This is a genomic window from Burkholderia sp. SCN-KJ (assembly GCF_024656005.1).
Lineage (GTDB): Bacteria > Pseudomonadota > Gammaproteobacteria > Burkholderiales > Burkholderiaceae > Burkholderia.
Genome location: NZ_JANKOG010000042.1, coordinates 12,270 through 35,371 on the forward strand (window position 1 = coordinate 12,270; position 23,102 = coordinate 35,371).

22 protein-coding genes are annotated in these 23,102 nt (G+C 68.2%); 13 read left to right on the forward strand and 9 right to left on the reverse strand.

Annotated elements, in window-relative coordinates; translation table 11 throughout:
* Window positions 1–2: 2 nt before the first annotated feature.
* Window positions 3–3,152, reverse strand: a complete 3,150-nt coding sequence (locus tag NQV17_RS35505; RefSeq protein ID WP_257775827.1) for an efflux RND transporter permease subunit — start codon at window positions 3,150–3,152, stop codon at window positions 3–5.
* Entirely contained in the window at window positions 3,149–4,258 is a 1,110-nt protein-coding gene (locus NQV17_RS35510) for an efflux RND transporter periplasmic adaptor subunit (RefSeq protein ID WP_257775828.1), read from the reverse strand. The genes NQV17_RS35505 and NQV17_RS35510 overlap by 4 nt, the downstream gene beginning before the upstream one ends.
* Before the next feature lie 191 nt (window positions 4,259–4,449).
* Here NQV17_RS35510 and NQV17_RS35515 point away from each other — a divergent pair, with 191 nt between their 5' ends.
* Window positions 4,450–5,070: a TetR/AcrR family transcriptional regulator gene (locus NQV17_RS35515; protein ID WP_124485436.1), complete on the forward strand. Its 621-nt coding sequence runs from the start codon at window positions 4,450–4,452 to the stop codon at window positions 5,068–5,070.
* A gap of 49 nt (window positions 5,071–5,119) precedes the next feature.
* Here the strand turns inward: NQV17_RS35515 and NQV17_RS35520 are convergent, their stop codons facing one another.
* Together NQV17_RS35520 and NQV17_RS35525 are read right to left on the reverse strand one after the other, a co-directional pair.
* Window positions 5,120–6,853: a ClcB-like voltage-gated chloride channel protein gene (locus tag NQV17_RS35520; RefSeq protein ID WP_257775829.1), complete on the reverse strand. Its 1,734-nt coding sequence runs from the start codon at window positions 6,851–6,853 to the stop codon at window positions 5,120–5,122.
* A gap of 115 nt (window positions 6,854–6,968) precedes the next feature.
* Entirely contained in the window at window positions 6,969–8,045 is a 1,077-nt protein-coding gene (locus NQV17_RS35525; RefSeq protein ID WP_257775830.1) for a YeiH family protein, read from the reverse strand.
* Window positions 8,046–8,156: 111 nt separating this feature from the next.
* On the opposite strand from NQV17_RS35525, the gene NQV17_RS35530 reads away from it, so the two are divergent.
* From NQV17_RS35530 to NQV17_RS35565, 8 genes are all read left to right on the forward strand, one after another.
* On the forward strand, window positions 8,157–9,050 hold the full coding sequence (locus NQV17_RS35530) for a LysR family transcriptional regulator (protein ID WP_257775831.1): 894 nt from the start codon (window positions 8,157–8,159) through the stop codon (window positions 9,048–9,050).
* 162 nt (window positions 9,051–9,212) lie between these two features.
* The gene (locus NQV17_RS35535) at window positions 9,213–9,977 is read left to right on the forward strand and encodes a sugar phosphate isomerase/epimerase (RefSeq protein WP_257775832.1); all 765 of its coding nucleotides are present in this window, start codon (window positions 9,213–9,215) and stop codon (window positions 9,975–9,977) included.
* Between the two features lie 28 nt (window positions 9,978–10,005).
* Entirely contained in the window at window positions 10,006–10,998 is a 993-nt protein-coding gene (locus NQV17_RS35540) for a sugar kinase (protein WP_257775833.1), read from the forward strand.
* A 165-nt stretch (window positions 10,999–11,163) separates the two neighbouring features.
* Window positions 11,164–12,444, forward strand: coding sequence for an MFS transporter (locus NQV17_RS35545; protein WP_044848248.1), 1,281 nt, complete (start codon window positions 11,164–11,166; stop codon window positions 12,442–12,444).
* Window positions 12,445–12,449: 5 nt separating this feature from the next.
* Window positions 12,450–13,415, forward strand: a complete 966-nt coding sequence (locus NQV17_RS35550) for an NAD(P)-dependent oxidoreductase (RefSeq protein ID WP_044848268.1) — start codon at window positions 12,450–12,452, stop codon at window positions 13,413–13,415.
* A 322-nt stretch (window positions 13,416–13,737) separates the two neighbouring features.
* A complete protein-coding gene (locus NQV17_RS35555; RefSeq protein WP_044848247.1) occupies window positions 13,738–14,781 on the forward strand; it encodes a LacI family DNA-binding transcriptional regulator in 1,044 nt (347 codons plus the stop codon).
* Window positions 14,782–14,835: 54 nt separating this feature from the next.
* On the forward strand, window positions 14,836–15,624 hold the full coding sequence (locus NQV17_RS35560; RefSeq protein ID WP_257775834.1) for a YhfC family intramembrane metalloprotease: 789 nt from the start codon (window positions 14,836–14,838) through the stop codon (window positions 15,622–15,624).
* A gap of 13 nt (window positions 15,625–15,637) precedes the next feature.
* Entirely contained in the window at window positions 15,638–16,000 is a 363-nt protein-coding gene (locus NQV17_RS35565) for a DUF3022 domain-containing protein (protein ID WP_044848245.1), read from the forward strand.
* 60 nt (window positions 16,001–16,060) lie between these two features.
* Here NQV17_RS35565 and NQV17_RS35570 read toward each other — a convergent pair whose 3' ends face one another.
* Together NQV17_RS35570 and NQV17_RS35575 are read right to left on the reverse strand one after the other, a co-directional pair.
* On the reverse strand, window positions 16,061–16,492 hold the full coding sequence (locus tag NQV17_RS35570; RefSeq protein WP_257775835.1) for a PGDYG domain-containing protein: 432 nt from the start codon (window positions 16,490–16,492) through the stop codon (window positions 16,061–16,063).
* Window positions 16,493–16,623: 131 nt separating this feature from the next.
* Window positions 16,624–17,169, reverse strand: coding sequence for a Spy/CpxP family protein refolding chaperone (locus tag NQV17_RS35575; protein WP_257775836.1), 546 nt, complete (start codon window positions 17,167–17,169; stop codon window positions 16,624–16,626).
* Window positions 17,170–17,508: 339 nt separating this feature from the next.
* Between NQV17_RS35575 and NQV17_RS35580 the strand changes: the two genes are divergently transcribed.
* Window positions 17,509–17,973, forward strand: a complete 465-nt coding sequence (locus tag NQV17_RS35580) for an Lrp/AsnC family transcriptional regulator (RefSeq protein WP_006481526.1) — start codon at window positions 17,509–17,511, stop codon at window positions 17,971–17,973.
* Window positions 17,974–18,423: 450 nt separating this feature from the next.
* Window positions 18,424–19,524 (forward strand): saccharopine dehydrogenase family protein, encoded by a 1,101-nt coding sequence (locus NQV17_RS35585; RefSeq protein ID WP_040144221.1) that lies wholly within the window; start codon window positions 18,424–18,426, stop codon window positions 19,522–19,524.
* 191 nt (window positions 19,525–19,715) lie between these two features.
* Here the strand turns inward: NQV17_RS35585 and NQV17_RS35590 are convergent, their stop codons facing one another.
* Together NQV17_RS35590 and cydX are read right to left on the reverse strand one after the other, a co-directional pair.
* Complete coding sequence (locus tag NQV17_RS35590) at window positions 19,716–20,333, reverse strand: ATP-binding protein (RefSeq protein ID WP_044848242.1); 618 nt, start codon at window positions 20,331–20,333, stop codon at window positions 19,716–19,718.
* A complete protein-coding gene (cydX, locus tag NQV17_RS35595) occupies window positions 20,330–20,476 on the reverse strand; it encodes a cytochrome bd-I oxidase subunit CydX (RefSeq protein WP_257775837.1) in 147 nt (48 codons plus the stop codon). The genes NQV17_RS35590 and cydX overlap by 4 nt, the downstream gene beginning before the upstream one ends.
* 179 nt (window positions 20,477–20,655) lie before the next feature.
* Between cydX and corA the strand changes: the two genes are divergently transcribed.
* On the forward strand, window positions 20,656–21,633 hold the full coding sequence (corA, locus tag NQV17_RS35600; RefSeq protein WP_257775838.1) for a magnesium/cobalt transporter CorA: 978 nt from the start codon (window positions 20,656–20,658) through the stop codon (window positions 21,631–21,633).
* Window positions 21,634–21,651: 18 nt separating this feature from the next.
* Here corA and NQV17_RS35605 read toward each other — a convergent pair whose 3' ends face one another.
* On the reverse strand, window positions 21,652–21,939 hold the full coding sequence (locus NQV17_RS35605; RefSeq protein ID WP_124485447.1) for a YciI-like protein: 288 nt from the start codon (window positions 21,937–21,939) through the stop codon (window positions 21,652–21,654).
* Between the two features lie 454 nt (window positions 21,940–22,393).
* On the opposite strand from NQV17_RS35605, the gene NQV17_RS35610 reads away from it, so the two are divergent.
* Window positions 22,394–22,882: an aminoacyl-tRNA deacylase gene (locus NQV17_RS35610; protein WP_044848239.1), complete on the forward strand. Its 489-nt coding sequence runs from the start codon at window positions 22,394–22,396 to the stop codon at window positions 22,880–22,882.
* Window positions 22,883–23,102 lie beyond the last annotated feature (220 nt).

Genomic DNA, 23,102 nt, shown 5'->3' on the forward strand with positions numbered 1-23,102 from the left:
TGTCAGGCTCCCGACGGCGCGGCGGGCGTGCCGCCGTCGTGCGGCGGGGCGTCGCGCGGGTCGCGTTCGTCGCGCTTCACGCGGAACCACGCGGCGTACAGCGCGGGCAGGTAGAACAGCGTCAGCACGGTCGCGCTCGTGATGCCGCCCATCAGCGCGGTCGCCATCGGCCCGAAGAAGTTCGAGCGCAACAGCGGGATCAGCGCGAGCACGGCGGCCGCGGCCGTCAGCGTGATCGGGCGGAAGCGCCGCACGGTCGCGCCGACGATCGCGTCGAAGCGTCCGTGGCCGGCCGCGATGTCCTGCTCGATCTGGTCGACGAGAATCACCGAGTTGCGCATGATGATCCCGAACATCGCGATCACGCCGAGCATCGCGACGAAACCGAACGGCTGGCCGAACAGCAGCAGCGTGCCGACCACGCCGATCAGGCCGAGCGGGGCGGTCAGCACGACCATCAGCACGCGCGAGAAGCTCTGCAGCTGGATCATCAGCAGCGTGAACACGGCGATCGCCATCAGCGGCATCTGCGCGTTGATCGACGTCTGCGCCTTCGCGCTTTCCTCGACCGACCCGCCGATGTTGATCTGGTAGCCGACCGGCAGTTGCGCGCGCAACGCATTCAGCTTGCCGTCGATCGCGTGCGTGACGTCGATGCCCTGTGCGCCGGCGCGTACATCGGACTGCACGGTGATGGTCGGCTGGCGGTCGCGTTCCCACACGACGCCGTATTCGAGCGTCGGCGTGAAGCGGCCGAGCGAACCGAGCGGCACGGGGCCGTTCGGGGTCGGCATCGCGAGGCCCGCGAGCTGCGCGGGATCGACGCGATCGGCGCGCGGCGCACGCAGGTCGACCGCGATCAGCTTGTCGCGTTCGCGGTATTGCGTGACGGTCGTGCCGGACAGCGTCATCGCGAGGAAGCTCGACACGTCCTGCGACGTGACGTTCAGCTCGCGCGCCTTCTTCTGGTCGAGCTCGAAGCGCACCGAGCGTTCGGCCGGCTCGTCCCAGTCGAACTGCACGTTCACCGTGCGGGCGTCGCCGCGCATCGTCGCCGCGACCTTCTCGGCGATCGCGCGCACCGTCGCGATGTCGTCGCCGCTCACGCGGAACTGCACGGGGTAGCCGACGGGCGGCCCGTTCTCGAGCCGCGACAGGCGCCAGCGCACGGCCGGGAAGCGGTCGCGCAGCGTGGTCTCGAGCCAGGCCGCGAGCTTCTCGCGGTCCTCGACGGATTTCGCGGTGACGACGAACTGCGCGAAGTTCGGCAACTGCAGCTGCTGGTCGAGCGGCAGGTAGAAGCGCGGCGCGCCGCTGCCGACGAAGTTCACCGAATGGTCGATCTCGGGCCGCTTGTCGAGCACCTTCTCGAGGCGTTCGGTTTCGCGCAGCGTCGCCGCGAACGACGCGCCTTCGGGCAGGCGCAGGTCGATCAGCAGCTCGGGGCGATCGGAGCTCGGGAAGAACTGCTGCGGCACGAGCGAGAAGCCCAGCAGCGCGACGACGAACAGCGCGCCGGTGATCAGCAGCACGACGAAGCGCCGCTCGATGCACCAGTCGATCCAGCCGCGCAAGCGCGTGTAGAAGCGCGTGTCGTAGATGTCGTGCTCGTGATCGTCCGGCAGGTGCGCTTCGTGCGCGTGCTTCTTGCGTTCGGGCAGCAGGTGGAAGCCCAGCAGCGGGATCAGCACGACGGCCGCGAACCACGACGCGATCAGCGCGATCGCCGATACTTCGAAGATCGAGCGCGTGTACTCGCCGGTACTCGATTTCGCGAGCGCGATCGGCAGGAAGCCCGACACCGTGACGAGCGTGCCCGTCAGCATCGGGAATGCGGTGCTGGTGTACGCGAACGCCGCGGCGCGCGCGCGGCTGTAGCCCTGCTCGAGCTTCACGGCCATCATCTCGACCGCGATGATCGCGTCGTCGACGAGCAGCCCGAGCGCGAGCACGAGCGTGCCGAGCGACACCTTGTGCAGCCCGATGTCGAACAGGTACATGAACAGGGCCGTGACGGCGAGCACGACCGGAATCGAGATCACGACGACCATCCCGGTGCGCAGGCCGAGCGACACGAGGCTCACGACCAGCACGATCGCGACCGCCTCGGCGACGGCTTCGAGGAAGTCGTCGACCGAATGCGCGACCGCATGCGGCATGCTCGACACCAGCGTCAGCTTGAGGCCGGCCGGCAGCCGCGCCTGCAGATCCTTCGATTCGGCGTCGAGCGCCTTGCCGAGCCGGATCACGTCGCCGCCCGGCTGCATCGTCACGCCGATGCCGAGCACGGCGTGACCGTTCGCACGCATCTGCGTGACGGCCGGATCGTCGTAGCCGCGCTTCACGGTGGCGAGATCGCCGAGCCGGAACGTGCGGCCGTTGATGCGGATCAGCGTGTCGGCGATCGTGGCGACGTTGTCGAACTGGCCGCTCGGCCGCACGAAGACGCGGTCGTCGGTGGTCGTCAGCACGCCGGCCGACGAGATGTCGTTCTGCGCGTTGATCGCCTGCCCGAGTTGCTGAGGGGAGATGCCGAGGCGCGTGAGCTGCGCATTGTTCACTTCGATGAAGATCCGCTGGTCGGGATCGCCGAAATAGTCGACCTTGCCGACGCCGGGCACGCGCAGCAGCACGGTGCGCAGCTGGTCCGCATAGTCGTGGAGCTGCGCGGGCGTGAAGCCGTCGCCTTCGAGCGTCCAGATGTTGGTGTAGACGTCGCCGAACTCGTCGTTGAAGAACGGGCCCTGCACGCCGGGCGGCAGCGTATGGCCGATGTCGCCGACCTTCTTGCGGATCTGGTACCAGGTCTCGGGCACGTCCTTCACGGGCGCCGAGTCCTTCATCGTGAAGAAGATCAGCGATTCGCCGGGCCGCGAATAGCTGCGCAGGAAGTCGATGGCCGGCGTTTCCTGCAGCTTGCGGCCGATCCGGTCGGTCACCTGTTCCTGCACCTGCCGCGCGCTCGCGCCGGGCCAGAACGTGCGGACCACCATCACGCGGAACGTGAACGGCGGGTCTTCGGATTGCGCGAGCCGCGTGTACGCGAGGATGCCGGCGAGCGTCGCGAGCGCGATCAGGTAGACGACCAGCGCCTGGTGGCGCAGCGCCCATGCCGACAGGTTGAAGCGGCCTTCTTCACGGGGGCCGCTCATGACGCGAAGTCCTCCGCGTGCAGCGGCGCGACCGGCCGCACCTTCTCGCCCGCGCTGACCGTATGCACGCCTTGCAGCACGACGCGCTCGCCCGGCTGCAGCCCGCTCGACACGGTGACGGTGCGTTCGTTGAAGCGTGCGACGTCGACGCGGCGCAGCTCGAGCGTGTCGTCCTTCGCGCGCACGACCCACAGGGCCGGATGCGGGCCGTCGTGGAACAGCGCGGTCGCGGGCAGCGTGATGCTCGGCGCGTTGCCGGCAACCGGCGCGCCGTCGAACGCGACATTCGCGGTCATCCCGAGGCGCACGGCCGGATCGGGCGCGGCGAGCGTGAGCTTCACACGCCAGGTGCGGCTTTGCGGATCGGCGGCCGGCGCGATTTCGCGCACCTTCGCGGCGAACCGGCGGCCCGGCAGCGACGGCAGCGTGACGCTCGCCGCGTGACCGGGCGCGAGCGATGCGAGCGCGGCCTCGGGCACGTCGCTGACGACGTCGACGTCGCCCGACCACGCGAGCTGGTAGACGGCCTGGCCGGCCGATACGTTCTGGCCGGTGTCGGCCTGCTCGGCGGTGATGGTGCCGGCGTGATCGGCGACGAGCGTCGCATAGCGGAGCTGGTTCTTCGCGAGCGCGAGCTGCTGCTGCGCCTGGTCGCGCTGCGCGAGCGCGGACGTGTAGCTGTTCTCGGTCTGCTCCAGCTGCGCCGTTGCGATCAGGTTTTCGCGCGCCTGCGCGCGATCGCGATCGCGCTGCTGCTTCGCGAACGCGAGGCTGTGCGACGCGGCATCGAATTGCGCCTGCGCGCTCGCGGCGTTCTTCTCGACGTCGGACGGATCGAGCAGCGCGACGACCTGGCCGGCCTTGACGGTATCGCCGAGCCGCACCTTGCGCTCGACGATCTTGCCCGCGATGCGGAACGACAGCGGTGTCGCATAACGTGGCTGGATCTCGCCGGGCAGCGTGGCGGCGGGCGCGGCGCCGTCGGCGCGCGCGGGCAGCGCGACGACCGGGCGCGGCGCGGGCGGCGCGGCTTCCTTCGGATGACAGGCGGCGAGGACGAGCGCGGTGCCGACCAGCAGCACGGCGCGGGAACCGGAGCGATTCACGAAACCCCCAGATGAGGTGAGAGCGGAACGAGGCCGGCAAGCGCGGCAGGCGCCTGCCCCGAGTGGCGCCAGTCCGGCGCACACGAACACAGCCGAACGAGGTCGTTCGGAAACTGCGGTGGATTCTAATACACACCTGTATCTGAGTGCAAAGATGAATCTGAAAGGGAGTTGGTGCTAGACTGCGCGCCATGAAACCACAGCGCTTAACTCGCGAGCAGAGCAGGGACCAGACGCGCGAACGTCTGCTGACTGCCGCGCACCGGATCTTTATGAAGAAAGGCTTTGTCGCGGCGAGCGTCGAGGACATCGCCGCTGCGGCCGGCTACACGCGCGGCGCGTTCTACTCGAACTTCCGCAGCAAGTCGGAACTGCTGCTCGAATTGCTCGAGCGCGACCACGATTCGGTGCGGGCCGATTTCGAGGCGATCTTCGAGATTGGCGGGTCGCGCGAGCAGATGGAGTCGATGGCGCTCGCGTACTACCGGACGCTGTTTCGCGACGACGAATATTCGCTGCTGTGGGGAGAGGCGAAGCTGCAGGCGGCGCGTGACGCGAAGTTCCGCGTGCGCTTCAACCAGTTCCTGCATGGCAAGCGGCTGCAGATGGCCGAATTCATCCAGCGCTTCGCCGAGCGCGCGGGCACGCCGCTGCTGCTGCCGGCCGAGACGCTCGCGTTCGGCCTGATGTGCCTGTGCGACGGCGTGCAGTCGTATTACACGGCCGATCCGCAGCACGTGTCGGCCGACGTGGCCGAATCGGTGCTCGCGGGGTTCTTCGCACGGGTCGTGCTGGGGCGCGCGCCGGACTGAACGGCCGGGCGCCGATGCGGGCGGCCAGACGGTTGACCGGCCGGCGCCGTCACCGCTCGCCGGTCATCCGCCGGTACGCGTCGAGCAGCGACGTCTTGTAGACGACCCCCGCGAGCGTCGGCTCGGCTTCGCTTTCGATCACCGGCAGCCGTTCGCCCTGGAACGCCATGAAGCGTTCGAGCGCGGTCGCGAGCGGCATGTCGGGCGTGAGCAGCGGAAACGGCGTGTGCGTGTAGTGCGCGGCCGTCTTGTCGGTCGTGTCGCGCTTGTCGAGCAGGTCGGACGTGATGTCCTTCAGCGCGACCGCGCCGCGGAAGCGCCCGGCGTCGTCGGTCACGTACAGATACTTCACCGGATATTCGAGAAACACGCGCGTCATGTCGGCGACGCTCGCGGTGAGCGGCACGATCGTCTGCGCGGGCTGGATCAGCTCGCGCATCTGGGTGGTGCGCAGCCGCAGCCGTTCCTGTGCGTCCTGGTGATGGTGCAGCGTGATCTCGTACATCGACGTCGTGCCGGTCGCGCGCGCGACGAAATACGCGAACACGCACGACACCAGCAGCGGCAGCACGACCTGGTAGCTCAGCGTCATCTCGAAGATCATCAGGATCGCCATCAGCGGCGCCTGCGTGGCGCCGGCCAGGAACGCGCCCATCCCGACCATCGCATACGCGAAGTACGCGGACGTGTGGCCGGGCCACAGCGCGTGCATCGCGAGCCCGAACAGCGAACCGAACACGGCGCCGACGAACAGCGTCGGCGTGAACACGCCGCCGACCGCGCCGGAGCCTGCGGTCGCGGCGGTCGCGATCACCTTGAACACCAGTACCGCGACGAGCGCCTGCCAGGTCCACGGCGCATGCAGGATGTGGTTCACGACGCTGTAGCCGTTACCCCACACGTCCGGAATCCACACCGAGATCACGCCGACCACGAGGCCGCCGAGCGCGAGCCGCACCGGCAGCGGCACGGGCAGCCGCTTGAACTGGTTCTTGGACGCATCGAGCAGGTGCAGGAACTGCGGCGCGAGCACGCCGCACAGCGCGCCGAGCACGACGAACAGCAGCACTTCGGCGCCCGTCACGGCCGGGAACACCGGCATCTCGTACGGCGGCCGGTAGCCGGCGAATTCCCGCATCACGATGTTCGCGACGACGGACGCGACGACCATCGGCCCGAAGCTCTCCATCGCGATCGTGCCGAGCACGATTTCGGAGACGAAGAACGCGCCGGCGATCGGCGCGTTGTACGCGGACGTGATCCCGGCCGCGGCGCCGCACGCGACGAGCAGGCGCAGGCGCGGCGGGTCGAAGTGCACGAAGCGGCCGACCAGCGACGCGGCGAGCGCCGCGAGCTGCACCATCGGGCCTTCGCGGCCGATCGAGCCGCCGCTGCCGATCGTCAGCAGCGACGACACGCTGCGCCACAGGCTCTGCCGTACCGGCACGACGCCGTCGCCGAGCGCGACGGCTTCCATGTAGTCGGTGTTGCCGGATTTCCTGTCGCCGCGCGTCGCGAGCAACAGCACGCAGCCGGCGAGGAAGCCGCCCGCGGCCGGCATCCAGAAGCGCACGTACCACGGCAGGCTTTTCGCCATCTGCACGAAGCTGCCGCTGTGCCCGGAGATCAGCTGCTGCATCAGGTCGATGCCTTCGCGGAACGCCATGGTGGCGAAGGCGCCGCCGACGCCGACGACGGCCGACCAGATCAGCATTGTATGGGCGTCCGACAGGCGGAACAGCGTCTGGGCGCGAGTGCGCAGCTTCAGCAGGAACGAGAGCACGGCTGAAAGAGGGTGATGAAGAGGACGAAGGAAAACGACGCGAAGCATAGCACTGCGCCGCGCCCACGGGACCTTCCCGTCGGGCGCGGCGCGTGTCGCGGCGTGGCTGCGCGGCTCAGCCAAGCCAGTGCTGTACCGCCCAGGTGATCGCGTAGCCGCCGGCGATCAGCCACACGTACAGGATCAGGCCGGTGGTCAGCGCGCGCGGGCCGGCCTCGCGGATCTGGGATACGCGGGTCTCGATGCCGAGCGCGGTCATCGCCATCGTCAGCGCGAAGGTATCGAGCAGGTTCAGCGTGTGCGTGACGTCGGCGGGCAGCACGTTCAGCGAATTGACGATCACGAAGCCGAGGAAGCCGAGCGCGAACCACGGCACCGCCACCTTGCGCTTGCCTTGCGCGCCTTCAGCGGTCGCATCGGCCGAGCGCGCGGAGCGGGCGAGCCACCAGCCGAGCGTGAGCAGCACCGGCACCAGAAGCATCACGCGGGTCATCTTCACGATGGTCGCGACGTGCGTGACCTCCGGACTGATGTCGCTCGCCGCGCCGACCACCTGCGCGACCTCGTGGATCGTGCCGCCGAAGAACAGGCCGAGGCCGGTCGGATCGAGGTTGAGCAGGCCGGCGTGATACGCGAACGGGTACAGGAACATCGACAGCGTGCCGAACAGCACCACGCTGCCCACGGCCATCGCGCTCTGGTGCGGCTTCGACTGCAGCGTCGACTCGAACGCGAGCACGGCGGCCGCACCGCAGATCGCACTGCCGGCGGCGGTCAGGAGCGCCGCGTCGCGATCGAGCTTCATCACCTTCATGCCGACCCAGGTGCCGATCGCAAGCGTGCCGACGACGATCAGCACCGACACCGTCAGGCCCGGCAGGCCGACCTGCGCGATTTCCTGCAGGCTCACGCGCAGGCCAAAGAACGCGACCGCGATGCGCAGCAGCTTGCGCGCGGAAAAGTTGACGCCGGCCGCCCAGCTCGCGGGCATGCCGTCGCGCAGCGCGTTGCCGTACAGCGCACCGGCGACGATGCCGACGATCAGCGGCGACAGGCCGAGCCCGGCGATCGCGGGCAGTTCGGACAGGCTGGTGACGGCGGCGGCGAACAGCGCGACGAACAGCACGCCGTTCAACTGGCCGCGCAGCGACGGCGCGGCGTGGCTTAGATGGGGAGTCGGAGCAGTGGACATGGGGCACCGTGATGAAACAGGTTGCGATGGCCTAATCCTAATTTTGTTATATCGATATGAAAAATTGTGATTTGTGACGTAAACTATCCGGAAAGCCGATAATTCATCCACATGACCCCGGATCAACTGATAACGTTCGCGGCCGTCGCCGAACATCTGAACATCAGCCGCGCTGCCGTGGCGCTGCATCTGTCGCAGCCGGCCGTGTCGGGCCAGCTGCGGCTGCTGCAGGACGAGTTCGGCGAGCCGCTGTACCAGCGTGACGGCCGCGGCATCCGCCTGACACCGGTCGGCGAGCAGCTCGCGCAGTACGCGAAGGCCCAGCGCGACACGTTCGCGCAGGCGCGCGCGTTTCGCGACGCGGTGCGCGGGCTCGACGCCGGCACGCTGCGGATCGGCGCGAGCACGACGCCGGCCAGCTACCTGCTGCCTTACCTGATCGCGGCGTTCCAGCCGCGTGTGCCGCGGGTGGCGATCCACACGATGAGCGGCAACACGGCCGACGTGGTCGCCGCGCTGGCATCGCTCGACATTGCGATGATCGAAGGGCCGCCCGGCGAGGCGCTGCCGCCCGGCACCGCCGTGCATGCATGGCACGAGGACGAGATCGTCGCGGTCGTGCCGGCCGGGCATGCGCTCGCCGCGCCCGAGTACGCAGCCGGCGTCACGCTCGAGGCACTCGCCGCGCATCCGCTCGTGCTGCGCGAGGAGGGCTCCGGCGTGCGGCAGCTCGTGGAACGCGCGTTCGCGCACGGCGGCGCGCCGATGCGTGTCGCATTCGAGATCGCCGGTGTCGAGGCCGTGAAGGAGGCCGTGCGCGCGGGGATGGGCGTCGGCTTCGTGTCCGCGATGTCGCTGCGTCACGAGGATGCGGTGCTCGTGCCGCGCTCGCTCGCCCCCGCGCCGCTCACGCGTCATTTCTCGATCCTGGTGCCGCACGGCGCGGCGCCGTCGCGCGTGGCCGCCCAGTTCCTCGAAACGAGCCTGGCGCACGATGCCGGATAGGCGCCCGAAGCCGGCCCGGCAACGCCGGCTGCACATGCGCTTGCCCACGCTCGTGCGGCGGCCGTCCTTAGGGATTTCCTCTATGGCGTGCGCCCGGGGTGAAGCGCACCATCCGTCTCAAGCAAATGGAACCGGTTCCATTCCGGAGAAAAAAGGGCAGACATGGCAGACATCGTGATCGTGGCGAGCGCATTCGGGATGGACCGCGTGCGTCAGGAGGGCCACCGTGCATTCATCGCGACCGCGGCGGCATCCGGTGCGACCGGCTTCGAGGTGCGGCGCGAACTGTTCGCATCGGACGACGACGCGGCGCCCGGCGCGCTGGCCGAACTCGGCACGGCACTCGCCGCGCAAGGGCTGTGGTCGGTCTATTCGACGCCGGCCACGCTGTACACGGAAACCGGCGCGCTCGATACCGACGCGCTGCGCGACACGCTCGTCGAAGCCGACGCGCTCGGCGCGCGCTTCGTCAAGTTCCAGCTCGGCGGCTTCGCCGGCAACGCGCACGCGGCCGAGATCGTCGCGCTGTCGCGCGGCGCGCGTGCCCGCGTGGTGGTCGAGAACGGCCAGCTACCGATGGGCGGCGCGCTCGCGCAATTCAGCGGGCTGTTCGCGGCGCTGGCCGAGGCGGGCGCGCTCGATGCGCTCGGCATGACGTTCGACATCGGCAACTGGCAGTGGCCGGGCGAGGCGCCGCTCGCATGCGCGCACGCACTCGCGCCGCATGTGGAATACATTCATTGCAAGGCAGTCGCTGGCGAGGGCGCGCGCCGTTTCGCGGTGGCGCCGGCGCCGGGCGACCCGCTCGTCACGGGCGTGCTCGCGGTCCTGCCGCAAGCGGCGCCGCGCGGCATCGAATTCCCGTTCGATGCGGCCGACCTGGCGGGCGATGCCGGCCGGCGCGTCGCGTGGCTCGCCGCCGCGTGACGCCCGAAGGATACGGAGGAATGCACTCATGAAGGCAGCACTCGATGTCGTGACCTACGGCGAGGCGATGGCGATGTTCGTCGCCGCCGAGCCCGGCCACCTCGCGCACGCCGCGCAATTCACGAAACGGATCGCGGGCGCGGACCTGAACGTCGCGATCGGCCTGTCGCGGCTCGGCTTCCGGGTCGGCTGGATGAGCCGGGTGGGCCGCGATTCGTTCGGCGGCTACGTGCTCGACACGCTCGCGCGCGAAGGCATCGACGCGTCGTGCGTGACCGTCGATCCGCGCTATCCGACCGGCTTCCAGCTGAAGTCGCGCAACGACGACGGCAGCGACCCGACCGTCGAATATTTCCGCAAGGGCTCGGCCGCGAGCCACCTGTCGTGCGACGACTACGTGGCCGACTACGTGCTCGGCGCACGGCACCTGCATTTGACGGGCGTCGCACCCGCGATCTCCGCGACGTCGTGCGAGCTTGCGTTCCGGCTCGCGCGCGAAATGCGTGCGGCCGGCAAGACGATCTCGTTCGATCCGAACCTGCGCCCGACGCTGTGGCCGTCCGCCGACGTGATGGCGAAGACGCTGAACGCGCTCGCGTCGCTCGCCGACTGGGTGCTGCCCGGCCTTGCCGAAGGGCAGCAGCTCACCGGGCACGACACGCCGGCCGACATCGCGGGCTTCTACCTGGCACAAGGCGCGCGCGGCGTGGTGATCAAGCTGGGCGCCGACGGTGCGTACTTCCGCACGGCCGACGGCCGCGCGGGCACGGTGGCGGGCGAGCGTGTCGCGAACGTGGTCGACACGGTCGGCGCCGGCGACGGCTTCGCGGTCGGCGTGGTCAGCGCGCTGCTGGAAGGCCGCTCCGTCGAGCAGGCGGTCGCGCGCGGCAATCGCATCGGGGCGCTCGCGATCCAGATGATCGGCGATTCGGAAGGCTTGCCGACCCGCGCGGCGCTCGATCGGCTCGAAAACGTCAGCAATCGCGCCGATCGCCTAGAGGAAACCGTCACCGCGCAATGAGAGGCCGGACACGGCACAATCCGCGGACCCAACTCGTGCTTCGTGCACGGTTTTGCATGAGGCCGGAGCAGGCGCCATCGCGCCGACGCCGGTCGATTCCCGAAAGGACGGGAGCGGAGCCGGGCGTTTGACCCGCCCACTCCGATCACCCAAGGAGACACTCTGATGGCAGCCAATCTCGCAGCACGACGCTGGTGGACGATCATGCCGATCGTGTTCATCACCTACAGCCTCGCTTACCTCGACCGCGCGAACTACGGGTTCGCTGCAGCCGCCGGCATCAACCAGGACCTCGGGATCAGCAAGGGCCTGTCGTCGCTGATCGGCGCGCTGTTCTTCCTCGGCTACTTCTTCTTCCAGATTCCCGGCGCGATCTATGCGGAGCGCCGCAGCGTCAAGAAGCTCGTGTTCGCCAGCCTCGTGCTGTGGGGCGCGTGCGCGGCGCTCACGGGGGTGGTCACCAACATTCCGTCGCTGATGGCGATCCGCTTCGTGCTCGGCGTGGTCGAGGCGGCGGTGATGCCCGCGATGCTGATCTACATCAGCAACTGGTTCACGAAGAACGAGCGCTCGCGCGCGAACACGTTCCTGATCCTCGGCAACCCGGTCACGGTGCTGTGGATGTCGATCGTGTCGGGCTATCTCGTGCACGAATTCGGCTGGCGCCACATGTTCATCGCCGAAGGCGTGCCGGCCATCATCTGGGCCGTATGCTGGTGGTTCCTCGTGCAGGACAAGCCGGCCGATTCGCCGTGGCTCACCGCGCAGGAAAAGCGCGACCTCGACGCCGCGCTCGCGGCCGAACAGGCGGCGATCAAGCCCGTGCGCAACTACGGCGAGGCGTTCCGCTCGCCGGCCGTGATCAAGCTGTGCGCGCAGTACTTCTGCTGGAGCATCGGCGTGTACGGCTTCGTGCTGTGGCTGCCGTCGATTGTCAAGAACGGCTCCGAGCTCGGGATGGTCGCGACCGGCTGGCTGTCGGCGCTGCCGTACCTCGCGGCGACGATCGCGATGCTGGTCGCGTCGTGGGCGTCCGACAAGGTCGGCTCGCGCCGTGGCTTCGTGTGGCCGTTCCTGCTGGTCGGCGCGGCCGCGTTCGCCGCGTCGTATGCGCTCGGCTCGTCGCATTTCTGGATCTCGTATGCGCTGCTGGTCGTCGCGGGCGCCGCGATGTACGCGCCGTACGGCCCGTTCTTCGCGATCGTGCCGGAACTGCTGCCGAGGAACGTCGCCGGCGGCGCGATGGCGCTGATCAACAGCATGGGCGCGCTCGGCTCGTTCGTCGGCTCGTATTTCGTCGGCTACCTGAACGGGGCGACCGGGTCGCCCGTCGCATCGTATGCGTTCATGAGCGTCGCGCTCGTCGCCGCGGTGATCCTCACGCTGTCCGTCAAACCCCAGGCGCGCGATGCGCACCCGCTCGCGACGCCGCTGCAAGGAAAATGAAAACGATGAAGCCTCGTATCGTCGCGTACAAGCCGCTGCCCGATGACGTGCTCGCGTACCTGCGCGAGCATGCGGAGCTCGTGCAGGCCGACGGCGCCGACGCGCTCGCCGACGCCCTCGGCGACGCGGACGGCGCGATCGGCGCGAGCCTGAAGGTCACGCCGCAGATGCTCGATCGCGCGCCGCGGCTGAAGGCCTGGTCGACGATCTCGGTCGGCTACGACAACTTCGACGTCGCGGATCTCACGCGGCGCGGGATCGTGCTCGCGCATACGCCCGACGTGCTGACCGAATCGACCGCCGATACCGTGTTCTCGTTGATCCTCGCGTCCGCGCGGCGGGTGGTCGAACTGGCGGAGTGGGTGAAGGCCGGCCACTGGCAGCGCAGCATCGGCCCCGATCTGTACGGCACCGACGTGCAGGGCAAGACGCTCGGCATCGTCGGGCTCGGGCGGATCGGCGGCGCGGTCGCGCGCCGCGCGGCGCTCGGCTTCCGGATGCAGGTGCTGTACACGAACCGTGCCGCGCACGCCGAAGCCGAGACGCAGTACGGCGCCCGCCGCGTGACGCTCGACGAGCTGCTCGCGCAGTCGGACTTCGTGTGCCTGCAGGTGCCGCTGTCGCCGCAAACGCATCACCTGATCGGCGCGGCCGAATTCGCGAAGATGAAGCGCGGCGCGATCCTGATCAACGCGTCGCGCGGGCCGGTGGTCGACGAGGCCGCGCTGATCGACGCGCTGCGGGCGGGCACGATCCGCGGCGCGGGGCTCGACGTGTTCGAGAAGGAGCCGCTGGCGGCGGACTCGCCGCTGCTGCGGATGAGCAACGTCGTCGCGCTGCCGCATATCGGCTCGGCGACGCACGAGACGCGCCATGCGATGGCGCGCTGCGCCGCGGAAAACCTGGTCGGCGCGCTGGCCGGCACGCTGCGCACGAATCTCGTCAATCCGGACGCGCTCGCGCGCGTCTGAGCGGCGGCGGCCGACCGGCGGGCCGCCGCCGCAGTTAGAGTCGATGGTCTTGGTGCGGGAGGGCAGGCTGCGTTATGATCGCCCGCTCGTCGCGCATCGACGACCCGGCCACGCGGCCGGCGGCGTCCGGCGACGGACATCCGTGCCAGCCCGGTGCGGCCGATCGCCGTGCGTGTCGGGCGAGCGGAGCGGGCGCGAAGGCGCCGGTTTCGATCGCCCGCGAAGCAGGGGAGCGGCGGCGTGCGCCGGGGGGCGTTCGTATCCAACAACAAAGGTCCGTCCGCACACGAAGCGGCGCGGATCGTACGTCGCGAGGCACGACTTGAGCGATTCGCAACCTTCCACGCAGCGTCCGGCGACGATCAGCGACGTCGCACGCGAAGCCGGCACGGGCAAGACCAGCGTTTCGCGCTATCTGAACGGCGAGACGCACGTGCTGTCCGCCGATCTGCGCCAGCGGATCGAGACGGCGATCGCGCGCCTGAACTACCGGCCGAACCAGATGGCGCGCGGGCTGAAGCGCGGCCGCAACCGGCTGCTCGGCATGCTCGCGGCCGACCTGACCAATCCCTATACCGTCGAAGTGCTGCTGGGCGTCGAGGCCGCGTGCCACGCGCTCGGCTACATGCCGCTCATCTGCCACGCGGCGAATGAAGTCGAGATGGAGCGGCGCTTCCTGCAGCTGCTCACGACCTACCGGGTCGAAGGGCTGATCGTCAACGCGCTCGGCGCCGAGGAAGACGTGCTGCGCCCGCTGCGCGGCGGCGGCATCCCGGCCGTGCTCGTCGACCGCACGGTCGAGGGCTTCGAGGCGGACCTGATCGGGCTCGACAACACCGATGCGATCGAGACGGCGCTCGCGCACCTGATCGCGCGCGGCTTCGATGCGATTCATTTCGTCGTGCAGCCGTTCGAGCGCGTCAGCTCGCGGCGCCTGCGCGAGGCCGCGTTCCGCGCGGCGCTCGACGCGCGCGGGCTGCCGGTGCCGCCGACGGTCGTGCTCGACCTGAACGAGCCGGCCGCGGCCGCCGTGGCGCTCGCCGACCTCGACGCGCGCGTCGACGCGGCCACGCAGCGCGGCGTGCGGGCGGCGCTGTTCGCCGCGAACGCGCCGGTCGCGCTCGCGATCGCGCGCCACCTGCGCGCCCGCTTCGGCGCCGCATGGCAGGAAAAGGCCGCGCTGCTGTCGATCGACGATCCGGAGTGGGCCGAGCTGATCGGCATCACGACGATCCGTCAGCCGACCTACGAGATCGGCTACAAGGCCGTCGAATTCGTGCACGAGCGCATCGACGGCGCGGTCGGCGACGTGCGCGTCGCGATGCTGCCGGGCGAGCTGATTGCGCGCGCGTCGACCGCAAGCTGAGTATCATGCGGGGCACGCGGCGCGTCAGGTGCGCTGCCCCGAACAAGGAAATTCATGACTGTCGCTCCCGTCACGCTGGCGGTGCTGATCGCCGCCACGCTGATCATCGCGCTACTGCCGTTCGTTCTCTTCCGTACCCTGCGCAAGCCGCTTGCGCTCGACCGCCGCGACACGATCGTCGGCGTCGCCGTCTTCACGCTGTTCGCGATGATCGTCGAACGCGCATTCCATGGCCTCGTGCTGAGCCAGACGCCCGCCGGAGGCTGGCTCACGCAGCCGCTCGCATTCGTCGCGTACAGCGCGCTCGCGACCGCCGTGTTCGAGGAAGTCGGCCGTTATCTCGGGTTCCGGTTCCTGAACCGCCGCTACGGCGCGTCGGCCGGCGACGGGCGCGGCATCGGCTACGGGATCGGCCATGCCGGTGCCGAAGCCTGGTTCGTCGGCGTGCTCGTCTGGGGCCAGTGGTCGTATCTCGCGTGGCTCGCGAGCCGCGGGCAGCTCGAGACGCAGCTCGCGGACCTGCCGGGCGATACCGTCGTGCGGCTGCACGTGATGCTGGCGACGCTGTCGGCACAGTCGATCCTGCTGTTGCTGATCGAGCGCTGCGCGGCGTTCGCGGTGCAGCTCGCGCTGTCGGTGCTGGTCTGGCGCGGCGTGCGTGCCGGCCGCGCGGGCGTACTGCCGCTCGCGATCGTGCTGCATGCGCTGGCGGCCGCACCGGCGTTGCTGTACCAGGTGCGCGTGCTGCCGGCCGGATCGCTCGAGGCCGTGTATTTCGTGCTGGCCGCGATCCTGGTCGCCGTGCTGGTGAAGACGTGCCGGTCGCCGCGTGCGGCGGCCTGACGGGAGAGGCGGAATGGACGACTATCTGATCGAATGCGCAAGCGCCGAATTCGACGCGCTCGCGCGCGTGATCTGCGATCTCTTTCCGGAGCAGACGCGTTTTGCCGAAAGCAGCGACGAACGCGGGCGCTTCCTGTCCGTGCAGTGGCTCGCGATGCGTTTCGGTTCGACGCCGAAACGGATGACGCTCGATATCCGCATCGTGCCGGCCGCGCTGGCGCGCTATCTGGCGCTCAGGCCGATGCAGCGCGCCCGCAGCCATGCGGTGCTGCATGCCTACACGGAAGCGATGCTGGGCTCGCTCGAGGAGCGGCACGCGGCGGGTGAAGCCGTCGAGCGCACCGCGGAACTCGAACTCGACGAAGACTTTGCGTGAGCGGCGACGCCGGCGCGCGCCGGCACGATGCCGGCGCGGCGCGTGTCACGCGACGCGCGCTTACGCGTCGCGATAAACCTGCGCGAAGCGCTGCGCCTGCACGACGCCATAGTCGCCGGGTGCATATTGCATGACCCAGTCGCCGGCGATGCCGCGCAGCGTGTCGCCGTTTTCCGAGCGGGCGATCGTGAATGGCTCGTCCATGCGGCGGGCGAGCACGACGGCCGGCCGGTTCCGGTAGGCGCCCGGCGCGCCGTGCGCGAGCGCCGGATCGGCGGGCAGGTACTTCGCGTCGAAGCGCGCGCGCGACACGACCCAGCGGTCGCCGGTCGAGCCGGTGATCAGCGCGTCGCCCGCGACATAGCGGTTCGGGCCTTCGAGGCTCATCAGTTCGCCGTCGGCATCCGCGAATGCGACCGTGACGGTTTCATCCTTCACGACGCGACGGGCCTGCGGGTCGGTACGCAGATCGAGGTGCTTGAGTTCGAGCATGGCAGGGGGGAAGTGCGGGAAAAGCCGGGAGCTTATCCCGAATCCGGCGCGCCGTGTGACGCGCCGGATTCCCGCGGGATGCGCGGCACCGTTCGGCCCGCACGGGCAGCGCGGCGCCGGCGGGGCGGACGTCAGGGTTGCGCGGGCGCGCTGGCGGCCGGCGCGGCTGCTGCCTTGCCTTCCTTGCTCGCGGCCTTGCCCTTGCCACGGTGTTCGCCGCCATGGTGCAGCCAGCTGCGGAACGTCGTGTCGGCGAGCGCCTTCTGGTCGGCCGGGAAGCGCTCGTAGAGCGGCGCGAATGCGTCGGCGAGCTTTTTCGCGCCGTCCGCGTTCGCCTGCGCGAGTTCCGCGTACTGCTTCATGTCGTCGACCGCGGACACGTCGTGGCTTTCCATCCGGGCGCGATAGAGGCGGCCCATCGTGTCGCCGTTCTCGCGCATCGTTTCGGCGAACGTCTTCCATTGCGGTTCCTGCGCCGACGTGATCTTCAACTGGTCGTGCAGGTACTTGATGCGCTGCTCGATGCGCGCTTCGTGGCGCGCGGCACGCTGTTCGGCGCTCGGGGCCGACGACGCCGTTGCCGGTGCCGGAGCGGGCGTTTGCGGTTGCGGCGGGGTTTGCGCGAATGCGCTGGCCGCAACGGCGAGCGTAGCGAGGGTGAGCGAGATTTTCTTCATGGTTGGCTCTCCGGGGTGGTGTCGTGCGAGCGGGCGCGGCGGGCAGTGCCGCGAGCGCGCATCTCGCGTCGCACCTTATTAGTAGCACGTTGCGTGCAGTGCAGCAGCGAAAGCGACACTTGCTTACATCCGATACGAATCGAAATTGAAAGGGGCATGGCGAAGGCCGACGATCGAGGGTGTTCGATCGGCGCGTCGGGCGCCGCGCGCGAACGAGGCGGGGCGATGCGAACGCGTGAGCCCGTGACCGCGTGCGATGCCGTTTGGGCGCACCGGCGTTCGGCGCTATCATCGCGTCACGTTCCATTTCGCCGGCGCGTTGCACGCCGGCCCAGCCTCATGCGTCCTCCTCGCCTCGACCAACTCGACGACCTCGACCGGCAACTCGTCGCGCTGCTGCAAGCGGATGCGCGCGCAAGCGTCGCGGATCTCGCGCGACAGCTCGACGTTGCCCGCACGACGGTCGTCGCGCGCATCGCGCGGCTCGAGCGTACCAACGTGATCGCCGGTTACAGCGTGCGGCTCGGTCAAGACGTGCTCGACGCGAGCATTTACGCGTACGTCGGCATCATTCTCACGCCGAAGTTCGGCAAGGACGTGCTGCGCAAGCTCGACCGGATGCCCGAGGTGCAGCTGCTGTGCGCGGTGAGCGGCGAATACGACTATGTCGCGTGGTTGCGTGCCGATTCGCCGGAACGGCTCAACGACCTGCTCGACCAGATCGGCACGCTCGAAGGCGTCGAGCGCACGACGACGTCGATCATTCTGTCGCGCAAGATCGATCGCGGCACGATCGGCGGATGACGCGTCGCATGCGGTGTCGCGTGTGACGCCGCGGCGCGATTCGATGCGTCGCGCAGGTTTTTTCCTCCTTTCCCTTCCCTTGATGCGTTGATGCCCGCCGCCTGCGCTCGCGGCGGGGCGTTGCCTCGCGCGTCTGCACGCGCGCGTCGTTGTGTCGAATGCGTGCCCGGGCGCGCACAACGATTCATTTGCCTGCCATGTCCCGCCTTGCGTGTTCCTTCCTGTCCGTCCCCATGCGTCCACACGCGTCGACCGCGGCCCGCCTGCGGCAGTCGTATACGCGTTTTTTAGATGATTTGGTCGTTGTGACGAAATACGTAGTCATTTCGTCGAAAGTATCGGTCGTTTCGCATCATTCTTCGTCTTGGAACTGATTTTGCACGTCCGTAAACTGTGTTCATGGCTCGACGCCGTACACCAACACCAAACCCATCATCAGGAGATAAGCGCATGAAAATCGCCATCGTCGGCGCAGGTCTGATCGGCCACACCATTGCTCACATGCTGCGTGAAACGGGCGACTACGAAGTCGTCGCGTTCGACCGTGACGCTGATGCGCTCGCCAAGCTGTCGCGTGAAGGCATCGCGACGCAACGTGTCGATTCGGCCGACGCCAATGCGATCCGTGAAGCCGTGAAGGGCTTCGATGCGCTCGTCAACGCGCTGCCGTACTACCTGGCGGTCAACGTCGCCGCGGCGGCGAAGGCGGCCGGCGTCCATTACTTCGACCTGACCGAAGACGTGCGTGCGACCCACGCGATCCGCGAACTGGCCGACGGTTCGGACCGCGCGTTCATGCCGCAGTGCGGCCTCGCACCGGGCTTCATCGGCATCGCCGCGCACGAGCTCGTGAACGGCTTCAGCGAAGTGCGCGACGTGAAGATGCGCGTCGGCGCGCTGCCCGAGTATCCGACCAACGCGCTGAAGTACAACCTGACGTGGAGCGTCGACGGCCTGATCAACGAATACTGCCAGCCGTGCGAAGCGATCCGCGACGGTCGCAAGCAGTGGGTGCAGCCGCTCGAAGGCCTCGAGCATTTCTCGCTCGACGGCACCGAATACGAAGCCTTCAACACGTCGGGCGGCCTAGGCACGCTGTGCGAGACGCTGTCGGGCAAGGTCGAGACGCTCGACTACAAGTCGGTGCGCTATCCGGGCCACCGCGAACTCGTGCAGTTCCTGCTCGAGGACCTGCGCCTGTCGAGCGACCGCGACACGCTGAAGTCGATCATGCGCCGCGCGGTGCCGTCGACGAAGCAGGACGTCGTGCTCGTGTTCGTCACGGTGACGGGCGTGAAGGACGGCCAGCTCGTGCAGGACGTGTTCACCCGCAAGATCTTCGCGAAGGACGTGTGCGGGATGCACATGAGCGCCATCCAGATCACGACGGCCGGCGCGATGTGCGCGGTGCTGGATCTGTTCCGCGAAAAGAAGCTGCCGCAAAGCGGTTTCATCCCGCAGGAAAAGGTGTCGCTGAAGGCGTTCCTCGCGAACCGCTTCGGCAAGCTGTACGAAGGCGGCACGATGGAGCGCGTGCACGAAGTCGCCTGACGATCGGTCCCAGGCACGAGGGCCGTGCGACGCCGGGAGCGCAACAGCGCTTCCGGCGTTTTTTTTGACGAGCGCGTCGAAGCCCGTCACGGCTTTACGGATCGCATTGGCGTCGGCCGAATCGACACGTTGCGTCGCGATGCCTTCATGCGACATGGTGAAGCGACGAAGAGCAGGGCGGTGCGCGCCGCTCAGGCGGGCAGCGGCGGGACGATCGTTGCCGCCGGCGGGGGCGGCACGATGCGGTACAGCAGCGCATCGATGTCCGCGTCGGACGGTGCGGTGTTGTCGAACATCACGATGCCGTCGCATTCGTGGCCGGTTGGCACGAAGCGGCGTTGCCGGTATTCGTCCCAGTGCGCGAGCTTGTACGCGTCGTTCGGATTGCCGCGCGCGACGATCCGCTGGTGCGCGACGTCTTCCGAGGTATGGACCCACACGACCGTCAGCGCGACGTCCGGCCCGATGCCGAGCCACGTGCGGTCGAGGATGCGCCGGTCACGCACTTCGCGCGACAGCGGGCCGACCACGAGCGCGCCGATGCCGAGCGCGAGGTTCTCGCGGGCCGTGTCGAGCAGGCCCTGGTATTCGGGATCGCGCAGATGCTTCAGGTAGAGCGGGCTGTCGCGGTCGTTCGGATCGGAGGTGAGGGCGCCCATCGCGGCCGAGCTGTAGCGGCCGTAGAGCGTGTCCTTGTCGAGCAGGCAGAAGGCTTCGCCGGTCGCGCGCATCAGCGGCCCGATCAGCCGCTTCGCGAGCGTGGTCTTGCCGGTGCCGGCATGACCGCAGAAGAACACCAGGTGTGTCACGAATACCGGCTCCCCGAATCCGCGCGTGGTGCGGCGGTGCGCTTGCCGTCGCGCGAGAACACTTCCGCCTCAAGCCACATCGCGTTGATGATGCCGAAGCCGAGCGCCACGCCGATGCCGAGTATCCACGAGAAATACCACATGGGTCTGTCTCCTTGAAGGTTGGGCGGCACGGCCGTGCCGTGCACTTGTCGAAGCGATGCCGTGCGCGAGCCGCGGCGCACGCAATCCGATCATGACCAATATCGGCGTGCCGCGCAAGCCGGGCCGCCCGTGCGGCAAACCGGTAAACTGGTGCGATAACGGCAATATGACGGACATCATGCTGATCAACTGTGCTGCATACCAGGACGGCCGCAAGCTGGCCGATATCGATATCGACGCCATCAGCGAATACGTGTCGAAACCCGAGTGTTTCGTATGGGTCGCGCTGAAGGATCCGACGCCGGACGAGATCGACCTGATGGGCGAGGAATTCGGGCTGCACGAGCTCGCGCTCGAGGATGCTCGCAAGGGGCATCAGCGGCCGAAGATCGAGGAGTACGGCGATTCGCTGTTCGCGGTGCTGCACACGGTCGAGCTCGACCACGACGGTGAATTCAATGTCGGCGAGCTGAACGTGTTCGTCGGCCCGAACTACGTGCTGTCGATCCGCAACCATACCGAACAGGACTTCCGCGCTGTGCGCAAGCGCTGCGAGCGCGAGCCGCATCTGCTGCAGGAAGGGTCGGCATTCGTGTTCTATGCGTTGATGGACCAGGTCGTCGACCGCTATTTCCCGATCCTCGAGACGCTCGGCAACGAGCTCGAGGAACTCGAGGACCGCATCTTCACCAAGGCCACGCCCGCGTCGTCGCGCGCGATCATCGAGGATCTCTATTCGCTGAAACGCCGGCTCGTGATGCTGCACCAGCACACGGCGCCGCTGATCGAGCCGCTCGCGAAGCTCACCGGCGGACGCATTCCGCAGGTCTGCAGCGGGATGGAGCATTACTTCCGCGACGTGTACGACCACCTGCAGCGGATCGTGAAGACGATCGAAGGGCGGCGCGAGATGGTCGTGACCGCGATCCAGGTCAATCTCGGGATGATCTCGCTCGCGGAGAACGAGGTGACCAAGCGGCTCGGCTCGTTCGCCGCGCTGTTCGCGATACCGACGATGATCGCCGGCATCTACGGGATGAACTTCGCGAACATGCCCGAACTGCACCTCAAGTACGGCTTCTACGGCTGCATCGCCGTGATGGTCGTAGCCGATCTCGCGTTGTGGTGGCGCTTCAAGCGGGCGGGGTGGCTGTAGCCGTGGCCCCGTGCACCGTCAGCGCGGGGCGTGCTTGCCGACCACGACGCGCCACGGACGGACGCGCCAGGACTTGACGAGGCCGTTCTGCACGTAGGGATCGGCGCGCGCGAACGATTCGGCGGCTTCTGGCGAATCGCCTTCGAACACGAGCACGGCCTGGTCGGCCGGATCCTGCAACGCGCCCGCGAGCACGAGTTCGCCGCGTTCGGTTGCCGCCCGCGCGAGTGCGAGATGCTCGGCGCGGTACTGTTCGCGCCGGGACAGGTAATCGTCGACGAGTTCGTAGATCAGCTGGTAGTGCATGGTCGCTCCCGGAATCGGCCGCCGCGGGATGGCGGGTGTTGGCTCAGTATAGGGCGAGGTTCCGTCTTTGTCGGCGCGGTTTGCGGCGGCCTCGTGGGTGCGTGGCCGGCCGATCCCCGGCGGCCGATGACGACGGTTTTCAGGTCTCGACGTTCTTCCTTAAAATGCAACTAACGGTCTGGCGCGGATCCGCCGTCACATGTGGTGGGGTCCTCGTACGAGAACCGTTACCGCCCGTTGCGTCTCGTTGTGTCTTCAGGAAAGGCGGGGGCAGGCAGACATGTTCCATGCGGATTCCGGGCCCGGATTGCGCGCGCCGGAAAAAGGGGGCCGAAGCCGGGGCGAGCGTCGGTGCGGGCGCCGTGCGAGGGCGTTTCCATTGGCCGCAATGCGACCTATGCTGAACAAACCCGGAGCGAACTTCGTTCGTCCGATTCGTCCAGAGAGGTGTGCCATGCCTGTATCAGCCACCCTGCAGGATTGCCTGCGCCAGAAGTCATCGCGGTACGAAGTCGTGTACCACCCGTATAGCCATACCAGCATGGAGACGGCCGCCGCCGCGCATATCCCCGGCGATCGCCTCGCGAAAACCGTGCTGCTCGAGGACGACGAAGGCTACGTCGCCGCCGTGTTGCCGACGTCGCACGCGGTGCGGCTGTCGGACCTCTGGGTCAAGACCGGCCGCCATCTCGTGCTCGCCAGGGAAATCGAACTGCGCGAACTCTTCAAGGATTGCGACCTGGGCGCGTTGCCGCCGGTGTGCATGGCGTACGGGATGAAGACGTTCCTCGAGGAACATCTCGCGCAGCAGCCGGAAGTGTATTTCGAGGCCGGCGACCACGAAGCGCTGATCCACATGATGCAGGATGAATTCCTGTCGCTGATGGAGACGGCCGAGCGCGCGCATTTCTCGCACAAGATGCAGGGGATGTGGTTGTCCTGATCGTCCTGTTGCGGGCGGTTTGCGGTGATTGGAGACGGCGTCTGACGGGCGGCCGTCGGGGGCATTGCGTGCCGCGGGTTTTGCTGAGGGTGGGTTCACGCTGCAAAAACGGTGGCTGCGGGTGACCGGTGAGGACGGATTCGGGCGGTGTGCGGCGGGGATTTCAGGGGTGTTTTCGGGTAAATTTCATATTTGACATAATCTCAATTATCGATAGTTT